Consider the following 10327-nt stretch of genomic DNA (forward strand, 5'->3'; position numbering starts at 1 on the left):
ATCGACGGTGACATCGACGGTGACGACGACGAGGAGAGCGGCGGATGGCAGCAGGGTCCGGTCCGCATGCGCTGCACCTGATTCTCGGGGAGGACGAGTTCCTCACCGAGCGCGCCACGATGGGCATCGTCGCGTCCGTGCGTGCGGCCGCACCCGCCGGGGAGGAACCGCCGGTTGTCTCCCGTCTCGGTGGGCCGGAGGTCAGCGCGCCGCAGCTGTTCGAGCTGCTCTCCCCGTCCCTGTTCGGGGAGGCCCGGATCGTGGTGATCACCGGGGCGGCGGAGCTGGGCAAGGACGCGCAGGCGGCGGTGATGGGTGCCGCCCACGATCTGCCCGAGGAGACGGTCCTGGTGGTCCAGCACACGGGCGGAGGACGCGCCAAGACGCTCGTCCCCGACCTGCGCAAGGCCGGGGCGGAGGAGCACGCCGCCGGCAAGCTCTCCCGACACATGGACGTGGTGGGCTTCGTCCGCTCGGAGTTCCGCGGGCTGGACGTCCGGGTGGCCCCCGAGGCCTGCGAGGCGCTGGTCGAGGCGGTGGGGACCGACCTGCGCCGGCTGGCCTCCGCCTGTGGACAGCTCGTGGCCGACACCGGCGGCAAGGTGGACGTGGAGGCGGTGCGGCGCTACCACTCGGGGGTCGTCGGGATCAGCGGCTTCACCGTGGCCGAGCGGGCGGTGGTCGGCGACGTGGCCGGGGCGATCGAGGCGCTCGAGTGGGCGATGCACACGGGGGTCCCGCACGTCGTGCTCGCCGACGCCCTGGCGGACGCGGTCAACTCGATCGCCCTGGTCGGGACCCAGCGTGGCGCCGCCCCCGCGGACCTGGCCCGTCAGGGGTTGCCACCGTGGAAGGTCAAGAAGGTCACCGCCCAGACCCGGCACTGGTCCATCGAGACGCTGGGCACCGCGCTGCAGGTGGTGGCACGTCTGAACGGCGAGGTCAAGGGGCAGGCGGAGGACACGTCCTACGCGTTGGAACGCGCCATCCGACGGGTGGGGTCGCTGGCCGCCTCGGGAGGGGTCGGCTAGGCCGGCCGGACAACGGCCCGGCCCGCGGACAACGACAAGGGCCCACGCCGCGCACTCGGGTGGTGCGGGGTGGGCCCTCGGAGCCGCGTCGCGGCGGTGGCCGCCGCGGGGCTGGGCGCCTCAGGGGAGAGGCGCCGGGGAGTGCATCAGAGCGCGTTGACGGCCTTGGCGAGCGCCGACTTCTTGTTGGCGGCCTGGTTCTGGTGGATGACACCCTTGGTGGCGGCCTTGTCGAGCTGACGGGAGGTGGCGACGAGCAGCGCGCCGGCCTTGGCCTTGTCGCCGGCCTCGGTGGCCTCGCGCAGGTTCCGGATGGCGGAGCGCAGGGCCGACTTGGTCGACTGGTTGCGGAGGCGGTTGCGCTCGTTGGTGAGGTTCCGCTTGATCTGGGACTTGATGTTGGCCACTCGTCGCACCTTCGGTCGTGTGTCGGCGGGGCCCTGAGGATCCCGCCGAGCTGATGTCATGTCTCTAGTCCGTCCGGACACGTGGAACGTGATCCGGTGGACACCGACGGCCCACCTTACCAGCGGCGGTGTCACCGGCCAAAACGCTCCGCGATCCCCCGCCGGCCGTGGGTCAGCGCCAGCCGTAGTCCGACCGCAGCCGGCCGGCGACCTCCTCGAACCTCTCCCGCGGGCAGATCGCGCCCTCCCGCCGGATCCCGGCCTCGGGCACGTCCAGCACGCGGTCCAGGCGGACCCAGCTCGGTCGGCCCTCCGGGTCCCACGGCCCGCTGCCGAGCCCCAGCCACCCCTCGTCGTCGGCACGCTTGTCCCGCGACGAGAGCTGGAGGCCGAGCAGACGGTCCCCGTCCCGGCCCACCACGAGGACGGGACGATCCTTGCCGCGGCCGTCGTTCTCCTCGAACTCCACCCAGGTCCACACGATCTCGCCCGGGTCCGCGCGACCGTCGAGGTCGGGCGCGTACGCGATCGTCCGGGCGCGGCTGGACGTGTGAGCGGTGCCGGTGGTGGTGGGCCGGCCCCCGCCGCCGGGGTCGCGGGAGAGGGCGGGGGAGAGGCCGCGCTCATCGAGGCGCCTGCGCACCTCGCGCGCCACCGTCGGTCCGTACCTCTGACCCATCCGAAGCGCGGAGCGGCCCATGCGGGACCAGTCGATTGCCATGGATGCCAGGGTAACGAGGTGCTCCCGACCGGCGCGGATTAAGATCGTGACTTATGGACATGGTGTGCGTGATCGTGTGGGCGTCGGATGCGGACGCGGGAACCGGGGACCCGGCGGGGTTGCGGTCGAGGATCGGGGCGGCGGTCGAGGGGCCGTTGGCCGCGCTGGGCGTGGAGCGGTACCTGGTCAACGTTCGCGACGAGGCGGTGGCCGGCGCGATGATCGACGTGCAGGTGACCGAGCGGCCCGTGCTCGCCGTGGTCCGCGCCCGCGTGCCGGTCGCCTCGGCCACGGCGCTGGCGGATCTGCTCGAGGGGGCGCGGGCGATCGGTCCGGTGTCGGCGTGGTCGGTGACGGCGTCCGAGCCGCTCCCCATCGCGGACCCGACCGAGGGGGACCGGTGCGAGGGGATGTCCCAGATCGCGATCCTGCGCCGGCCCGAGCGGATCGAGCGCGAACAGTGGCTGCGCACGTGGCTCGAGGAGCACACCACGGTCGCGGTCGACACCCAGTCCACGAGTGGCTACCTCCAGCACGTGGTGGTGCGGGCCCTCACCGAGGACGCGCCGCGGATCGACGCGATCGTGGAGGAGGTCCTCCCGCTCGCCGCGGCGACCGACCTGACGGTGTTCTTCGGTGCCCCCGGCGACGAGGCCCGCATGGCGGCCAACATGCAGGCCATGGGCGCCTCGACCGCACGGTTCCTCGATGACGGCACGGTCGATGCGATCCCCACCGGGCGGTACGTGATGCGTATCCGGGGTCCACACATGTGACAATGGGAGTCATCGCCCGGTCGGACCGCACCCAGCCACGTCCGGGCCCGCCCCCAGGAGTGATCGAGATTCCCAACTTCGCAGAGACGACGTTCACCGATCCAGCCAGGATCAGGAACTTCTGCATCATCGCGCACATCGACCACGGCAAGTCGACGTTGGCTGACCGCATGCTGCAGCTGACCGGCGTCGTCGAGGAGCGGCTCATGCGGGCCCAGTACCTCGACCGCATGGACATCGAACGCGAACGCGGCATCACTATCAAGGCACAGAACGTCCGACTGCCGTGGGTGCCCCGCTCGGGTGCCCACGTCGGCGAGGAGATCGTGCTGCACATGATCGACACCCCCGGCCACGTGGACTTCACCTATGAGGTCTCCCGTGCGCTCGAGGCGTGCGAGGGCGCGATCCTCCTGGTGGACGCCGCGCAGGGGATCGAGGCGCAGACGCTGGCCAACCTGTACCTGGCCATGGAGAACGACCTCGAGATCATCCCGGTGCTCAACAAGATCGACCTGCCGGCGGCGGACCCGGACCGGTTCGCCGAGGAGATCTCGCACATCATCGGGTGCGAGCCCGGCGACGTCCTGCGCGTGTCCGGCAAGACGGGCGAGGGCGTGGACGCGCTGCTGGACAAGGTCTGCGACGTGATCCCGGCGCCCGTCGGCGACCCCGACGCCCCGGCCCGCGCGATGATCTTCGACTCGGTCTACGACACCTACCGCGGGGTGGTGACCTACGTCCGGGTGTTCGACGGTTCGCTCCGGCCGCGCGAGAAGGTCAGGATGATGTCGACGGGCAGCACCCACGAGGCGCTCGAGGTGGGGATCATCTCGCCCGAGCCCAAGGCCACCACGGGGCTCGGTCCCGGCGAGGTGGGATACCTCATCACCGGCGTCAAGGACGTCCGCCAGTCCAAGGTCGGCGACACGGTGACCAGCGCGCGGGGTGGCGCCGAGGAGGCGCTGGCCGGGTACAAGGAACCCAACCCGATGGTGTTCTCCGGGCTGTACCCGATCGACGGGTCCGACTACCCGGTCCTGCGCGACGCCCTGGACAAGCTGCAGCTCAACGACGCCTCGCTGGACTACGAGCCGGAGACCTCAGTGGCGCTGGGCTTCGGCTTCCGCTGCGGCTTCCTGGGGCTGCTGCACATGGAGATCACCCGCGACCGGCTGGAGCGCGAGTTCGACCTCGACCTCATCTCCACCGCCCCGAACGTGGTGTACCGCGTGATCGCGGAGGACGGCACCGAGCACCAGGTCACCAACCCGTCGTACTGGCCCGAGGGCAAGCACCGCGAGATCTTCGAGCCGATCGTCAAGTGCACGATCATCGTCCCCAGCGAGTTCGTGGGCACGGTGATGGAGCTGTGTCAGTCCAAGCGGGGCGAGATGAAGGGCATGGACTACCTGTCCGAGACCCGCGTCGAGCTGCGGTACATCATGCCGATGGGCGAGATCATCTTCGACTTCTTCGACTCGCTCAAGTCGCGCACCAAGGGCTACGCGTCGATGGACTACGAGGAGGCCGGCGAGCAGCAGGCGGATCTGGTCAAGGTCGACATCCTGCTGCAGGGCGAGGCGGTGGACGCGTTCAGTGCGATCGTGCACCGCGACTACGCGCAGGGCTACGGCAACAAGATGACGGGCAAGCTCAAGGAGCTCATCCCGCGCCAGCAGTACGAGGTGCCGATCCAGGCCGCCATCGGCGCGAAGATCATCTCCCGCGAGAACATCCGCGCGATCCGCAAGGACGTGCTCTCCAAGTGCTACGGCGGCGACATCAGCCGCAAGCGCAAGCTGCTGGAGAAGCAGAAGGAGGGCAAGAAGCGCATGAAGTCCATCGGCCGCGTGGACGTGCCGCAGGAGGCCTTCGTCGCCGCGCTGTCGGCGGAGTCGAGCGCGGACAAGAAGTAGCCGCCGGCTCGTCGTCGTCGTCCCTCACGTCCGGGCGCGGTGGCGCCGCACGGCGCAGCGGTTGGTGCAGCGCGTCGAGCAGTAGGTCTTGCGGCCGTTCCGGGTGACGTCGGCAAAGACCCGCTCGCAGTCGTCGGCCGCGCACCGGGCCAGCCGGTCGATCCCGCGCGAGGTCAGGTGTAGCGCGGTGCCGACCGAGAACATGGCGGTGAGCAGGCGCGCGAACGACACGTCGTCGGCGCGGTAGTGCACGTGCCAGTGCCCGTCGTGGTCGGTGAGCCGCGGCGGCGCCGAGTGCTCGGCGAGCAGGGCGTTGAGGGCGTCGGCGCGCCCGTGCGGCGCGGTGGTGTCCACGACGACGAGCCACGCGTCGAGGAACCGGTCGACCTCCGCCAGGTCCGCGTCCGAGGCGGTCCGATCGATGGTCACCCCCGATTCGCGGCAGCGGTCCACCAGTTCGCGGGTGGTGCGGGGGCGGCGATTGGCCAGGTCGGCGGCGAGGGTGACCGGATCGGCGCCGTAAGGGTTGATATACACAAACCGATTACAGCACAGTGGTCCGCATGCCTCAGTCGCTCGCGGGCCTCGCCGCGTCCCCCGCCGTCGGGATCTCGGTGTGGGTGCTCGCCGCGCTCGTCCTGGCGGCCTTCGTCGCCGGGTGGGTCGACTCGGTGGTCGGCGGCGGCGGGCTCATCCAGCTGCCGGCGCTCGTGATCGCGCTGCCCGCGGACGCCTCGACCCCGGAGATCCTCGGGACCAACAAGCTCTCGTCGGTGGCGGGGACGCTGGTCGCCACCCTGACGTACCTGCGCACGATCCGGGTGCCCGTCGGCATGGTCCTGCCGCTGGTGGTGGCGGCCTTCGCGGGCTCGGCGGCGGGCTCGTCGGTGGCCCGGTTCATCCCCAAGGACCTGCTCACCCCCGTCGTCCTGGTGGCGGTGGTCGCCGTGGGCGCGTACACGTATCTCAAGCCGACGCTGGGCCGCGTCCACGAGGAGCGGCACTCCGGCTGGTCGCGGGCCTGGCGCTCCGGCCTGATCGGCGTGGTGATCGGCTTCTACGACGGGGTGCTGGGACCCGGGACGGGGTCGTTCTTCGTCATCGCGATCGTGGCGTTCCTGGGGTTCGGCTTCCTCCAGGGCACGGTCGCGGCCAAGCTCGCCAACCTCACCACCAATCTCGCCTCGATCCTGGTGTTCGGCATCCACGGCGAGGTGCTCTGGGTCCTCGGCGGCTGCATGGCGATCGCCAATCTCGCCGGCGGCTTCATCGGCGCCAAGATGGCGATGCGCCACGGCAACGAGTTCATCCGCACCGTGTTCCTCGTGGTCATCGGCGTCCTGGCGATCAAGCTGGCCTGGGACACCGTCGCACAGTGGACGGGCTGACGGCCGGGCGCGGGGCCGGGCGCGGGGCAGGGGGCGCGGTCGGAGTGCCGACGTAGACTCGGCCCCATGACCCTCCCGACCCCAGACACCGACCGCCACCCGTTGCTCGACGAGTCACCGTTGCCGTACGGGCTGCCGGACTTCGCGGCGATCGAGGACTCGGACCTGGAACCGGCGATCCGCACCGCCATCGACGACCACGCGGCCGAGATCGCCGCGATCGTCTCCAACCCGGAGGCGCCGACGGTGGAGAACACCGTGATCGCGCTCGAACGCTCCGGTCTCGCGCTCACCCGGGTGCTGTCCGTCTTCTACGGTCTCCTCGGGCCGGACGCCACGAGCGCGCGCCTGGACATCGACAGGGTGGTCTCGCCGCTGTTGGCGGCGCACCACTCGGCGGTGATGACCGATCAGGGACTGTTCGCGCGGGTCGACGCCGTCCACTCGGCGCTCGGGGCGGACGGGTCGCCGGAGGCGGAGTCCGGGGTCGACGACGAGACCGGCCGGCTCATCCGTCGACACCACCGTGACCTGCTGCGCGCCGGCGCCGGGCTCGACGACGCCGGCCGCGAACGCCTGACCGCGATCGACACCCGGCTCGCCGGACTGACCACCGCGTTCGGGGAGAACCTGCTCGCCTCCACCAGTGAGTCGGCCGTCCACGTCACCGACGAGTCCGAGCTGGCGGGCCTGCCCGCGTCGACGCGGTCGACGCTCGCCGCCGGTGCCGCCGACGCGGGCCTCGACGGGTGGCTCATCCCGCTGGGACTGCCCACCGTGCAGCCGATCACGGCGTGGCTGGATGACGCGGGCCTGCGGCGTCGGGTCATGGAGGCGTCGCTGCGCCGGGGGGCCACCCCGGATCACGACAACGCCCCGATCGTGCTGGAGATCGTCCGTCTCCGTGCCGAGCGCGCCCGGTTGCTCGGGTTGGGCAGCCACGCCGAGCACGTCCTGGCCGTGGAGACCGCCGGGTCACCCGAGGCGGCGCGCGGTCTGCTGCTCGACGTGGTGGATGCGGCCGTCACCAATGCGCGGGGCGAGGCCAAGGACCTGCTCGGAGGGGACGACCGCGAGGTGGACCCCGCCGACTGGGCCTGGGCGTCCGAGCGCCTGCGCGCCGACCGCTTCCAGGTGGACGACGCGACGGTCCGGCCGTACTTCGAGCTGGAACGCGTGCTCCGCGACGCCGTCATGTACTCCGCGACCGAGCTCTACGGGCTTCGGTTCTCCGAACGCGCGGACCTGGCGGGGTACCTCCCCGACGTCCGGGTGTTCGAGGTCTTCGACGAGGACCACGACGAGCAGGACGCCGGGATCGGGCTGCTGTTGCTCGACTACTACGCCCGGCCGACCAAGCGTGGCGGTGCCTGGATGACGTCGTTCCGCGACCAGTCCCGGCTCCTGGACTCGCGGCCCGTCGTGGTGAACGTCATGAACCTCGCGCGTCCCGCGGCGGGTGAACCGACGCTGCTCACCATGGACGAGGTCACCACGATGTTCCACGAGTTCGGGCACGCCCTGCACGGGTTGCTCTCCGACGTGCGGTATCCGGTGTTCTCCGGCACCTCGGTGCCGCGGGACTTCGTGGAGTTCCCCTCCCAGGTCAACGAGATGTGGGCCCGACGACCCGAACTGCTGGCGCACTACGCCCGGCACGTGGAGACCGGCGACACGATCGGGGAGGACCTCGTCGCGCGGATGCGCGAGGCGGAGCGCTTCGGGGAGGGTCAGGCCACGGTGGAGTACCTGGCCGCCGCGCTGCTCGACCTGGCGTGGCACTCGCTGTCCCCCGAGGAGGCCGAGGCGGTCACCGACATCGACCGGTTCGAGGCCGGGGTGCTCGCCGAGGCGGGGCTCGACGTCCCCGGCGTCGAACCCCGGTACCGCTCGCGGTACTTCCAGCACATCTTCGCCGGCGGGTACTCGGCCGCCTACTACTCCTATTTCTGGGCGGAGGTCCTCGACGCGGACGCCGCCGAGTGGTTCGCCGCCCGCGGCGGGCTGCAGCGGTCCTCCGGGGACGCGATGCGTCGTGAGGTGCTCGCCCGGGGCGGGGCCATCGACTTCCTCGACGCCTACCGCGCCCTGCGCGGGTCGGACCCGAGCCCGGCGGCGCTGCTGCGCCGCCGGGGGCTCGACAGTTCCGTGGTGGGTGGCCGTGAGGTCGCGGCCGCGGGGCGGTCGTAGGATCAGCCCGTGACGGCGTTCCTGGAGTTCTGGGACAGGGTCGAGCTCTGGCTCGCCACCCTGCCGTTCCCCATCCAGGTGTTCATCATGCTGGCGGCGGGTGTCCCGCTGTTCGCCCTCGTCGCGGTACCGGTGGAGAAGGTGGCGGACGTGCTCGTCCATCGGTTCCGCGGCCTCGTCGCCGCCGACTCCGCCGGCACCGCCGAGACCGGGAAGGAGGTTCTCTGATGCCCCGGTCGCGTGTGACTCTCGCGCTGATCCTGCTCATCGCGCTCGTCGTGATCGCCTGGATCCTCATCGACGTCCTCTGACGTGGAGCGGTCGAGGGATCGACCGCCGTGGAACGACCCGCGCACGTACACTGCCCTCCATGCAGCGCTTGAGTGGACTGGACGCCAGCTTCCTGTACTTCGAGACCCGGGCCCAGCTCCTCCACGTGTGTGGGTTGATCGTCCTGGACGTCTCGGAGATGGAGGACGGGTATTCGTTCGGCGCGCTCCGGGCGGAGTTGAACCGGCGGGTCACCGGCATGCCCACGTTCCGCCGCAAGCTCCACGATTCGCTGATCAACGTGGATCACCCGGTGTGGGTCGAGGCCGAGGACTTCGACATCGACCACCACCTCCACCGGGTGGGCATCCCCCAGCCCGGCGGGGATCGCGAACTCGCGGAGCTGTGCGCCCATCTGGCCAGCCAGCCGATCGACCGGTCCATGCCGTTGTGGCAGATGTACGTCATCGAGGGGCTCGCCGACGGGGGAGTCGCCGTCTTCGCCAAAATGCACCACTCCACGGTCGACGGCGTGACGGGCGCCAACATGATGTCTCAGCTGTGCACCCTCACCCCCGACGATCCGTCGCTCGACCGGGAGTTGGTCGAGGAGACCGCCGGCGGCTCGGGTGCACTCGAACTCGCGGTGGGCGGGGCCCTGTCGCGGCTGGCCACACCGTGGCGGCTGGCGTCCCTGCTGCCCGGCACCCTCGGGGTGCTGCCGTCGTGGATCAACCGGGCCCGCAAGGGGCTCGCCATGCCGGCGCCGTTCACCGCCCCGCGCACGCCGTTCAACCGCACGATCACCGGACACCGGTCGATCTCGTACGTGAGCGTCGACCTCGAGGACATCAAGCGGGTCAAGAACGCCTTCGGCACGACGGTCAACGACGTCGTGTTGGCGGTGTGTTCCACCGCGCTGCGCAAGTACCTCGACGACCTGGACGCACTCCCGGGCAAGCCGCTCATCGCGATGGTCCCGATGTCGGTTCACGCCGCCGAGTCGCGCCCGGGCACGAACCGGGTCTCCGGCATGTTCATGTCATTGTCCACGGACATCGACGACCCGGTCGAGCGGCTCGAGGCGATCCGCGACGCCAACACGGTCGCCAAGGACCACACCAACGCCCTCGACGCCAACCTCCTGACCGACTGGGCGCAGTTCGCCGCGCCCTCGGTCTTCGGCTCGGCCGTGCGGATGTACTCGCGGCTTCGATTGTCCGAGCGCCATCCCGTCGTCCACAACCTCGTCATCTCCAACGTTCCGGGCCCCAACATCCCGCTGTACTTCCTCGGGGCCAGGATCAAGAGCATGCTGCCGATGGGACCGGTCTTCCACGGTGCGGGGTTGAACTGCACGGTGATGTCGTTGGACGGCAGCCTGCACTTCGGGTTCATCGCGTGCAAGGACCTCGTCCCCGACCCGTGGCCGCTCGCGGAGGCGGTCGAGGAGGCCATGAAGGAGTACGTGGACGCCGCGGCCGAGCGGGAGGCCAGCGGCGAACCCACAGTCCAGCGCCGGTCCGCGGGGGAGCTGGCGGCGGCGCGCAAGGAACGACGGAAGTCCTCGCGGCAGGCGTCGGGGCGCCAGTCGTCGGCGGTCACCGACTCCGCTGCAGACCAGG

The 10327-nt window shown here is 70.8% G+C and carries 10 protein-coding genes; 7 read left to right on the forward strand and 3 right to left on the reverse strand.

Going from position 1 to position 10327, the window contains the following annotated elements; genetic code table 11:
• Positions 1 to 44 precede the first annotated feature (44 nt).
• The gene (gene holA, locus B4M60_RS07825) at positions 45 to 1031 is read left to right on the forward strand and encodes a DNA polymerase III subunit delta (protein ID WP_291081969.1); all 987 of its coding nucleotides are present in this window, start codon (positions 45 to 47) and stop codon (positions 1029 to 1031) included.
• Between the two features lie 146 nt (positions 1032 to 1177).
• Here the strand turns inward: holA and rpsT are convergent, their stop codons facing one another.
• The gene (rpsT, locus tag B4M60_RS07830; RefSeq protein WP_291081970.1) at positions 1178 to 1438 is read right to left on the reverse strand and encodes a 30S ribosomal protein S20; all 261 of its coding nucleotides are present in this window, start codon (positions 1436 to 1438) and stop codon (positions 1178 to 1180) included.
• Positions 1439 to 1610: 172 nt separating this feature from the next.
• Positions 1611 to 2159 (reverse strand): type II toxin-antitoxin system PemK/MazF family toxin, encoded by a 549-nt coding sequence (locus B4M60_RS07835; protein ID WP_291081972.1) that lies wholly within the window; start codon positions 2157 to 2159, stop codon positions 1611 to 1613.
• A 53-nt stretch (positions 2160 to 2212) separates the two neighbouring features.
• Between B4M60_RS07835 and B4M60_RS07840 the strand changes: the two genes are divergently transcribed.
• Together B4M60_RS07840 and lepA are read left to right on the forward strand one after the other, a co-directional pair.
• Entirely contained in the window at positions 2213 to 2935 is a 723-nt protein-coding gene (locus B4M60_RS07840) for a hypothetical protein (protein ID WP_291081974.1), read from the forward strand.
• 2 nt (positions 2936 to 2937) lie between these two features.
• Entirely contained in the window at positions 2938 to 4854 is a 1917-nt protein-coding gene (lepA, locus tag B4M60_RS07845) for a translation elongation factor 4 (protein WP_349679616.1), read from the forward strand.
• A 24-nt stretch (positions 4855 to 4878) separates the two neighbouring features.
• Here lepA and B4M60_RS07850 read toward each other — a convergent pair whose 3' ends face one another.
• On the reverse strand, positions 4879 to 5391 hold the full coding sequence (locus B4M60_RS07850) for a CGNR zinc finger domain-containing protein (protein ID WP_291081978.1): 513 nt from the start codon (positions 5389 to 5391) through the stop codon (positions 4879 to 4881).
• 26 nt (positions 5392 to 5417) lie between these two features.
• On the opposite strand from B4M60_RS07850, the gene B4M60_RS07855 reads away from it, so the two are divergent.
• The 4 genes from B4M60_RS07855 to B4M60_RS07870 form a co-directional block, all read left to right on the forward strand.
• Positions 5418 to 6242 (forward strand): TSUP family transporter, encoded by an 825-nt coding sequence (locus B4M60_RS07855; RefSeq protein WP_291081980.1) that lies wholly within the window; start codon positions 5418 to 5420, stop codon positions 6240 to 6242.
• 66 nt (positions 6243 to 6308) lie between these two features.
• Complete coding sequence (locus B4M60_RS07860) at positions 6309 to 8432, forward strand: M3 family metallopeptidase (RefSeq protein ID WP_291081982.1); 2124 nt, start codon at positions 6309 to 6311, stop codon at positions 8430 to 8432.
• Positions 8433 to 8441: 9 nt separating this feature from the next.
• A complete protein-coding gene (locus B4M60_RS07865; RefSeq protein WP_291081984.1) occupies positions 8442 to 8660 on the forward strand; it encodes a hypothetical protein in 219 nt (72 codons plus the stop codon).
• Between the two features lie 142 nt (positions 8661 to 8802).
• Positions 8803 to 10327, forward strand: a 1525-nt coding sequence (locus tag B4M60_RS07870) for a WS/DGAT/MGAT family O-acyltransferase (RefSeq protein WP_291081985.1), incomplete at its 3' end; no start/stop codon positions are given.

The sequence above is a fragment of the Dietzia sp. UBA5065 genome, from assembly GCA_002415925.1.
Lineage (GTDB): Bacteria > Actinomycetota > Actinomycetes > Mycobacteriales > Mycobacteriaceae > Dietzia.

Excerpts from the sequence above, each read along its gene's own strand:
- holA (WP_291081969.1), top strand. The coding sequence starts at position 45 with ATGGCAGCAGGGTCCGGTCCGCATGCGCTGCACCTGATTCTCGGGGAG.
- B4M60_RS07835 (WP_291081972.1), bottom strand. The coding sequence starts at position 2,159 with ATGGCAATCGACTGGTCCCGCATGGGCCGCTCCGCGCTTCGGATGGGT.
- B4M60_RS07840 (WP_291081974.1), top strand. The coding sequence starts at position 2,213 with ATGGACATGGTGTGCGTGATCGTGTGGGCGTCGGATGCGGACGCGGGA.
- lepA (WP_349679616.1), top strand. The coding sequence starts at position 2,938 with ATGGGAGTCATCGCCCGGTCGGACCGCACCCAGCCACGTCCGGGCCCG.
- B4M60_RS07855 (WP_291081980.1), top strand. The coding sequence starts at position 5,418 with ATGCCTCAGTCGCTCGCGGGCCTCGCCGCGTCCCCCGCCGTCGGGATC.
- B4M60_RS07860 (WP_291081982.1), top strand. The coding sequence starts at position 6,309 with ATGACCCTCCCGACCCCAGACACCGACCGCCACCCGTTGCTCGACGAG.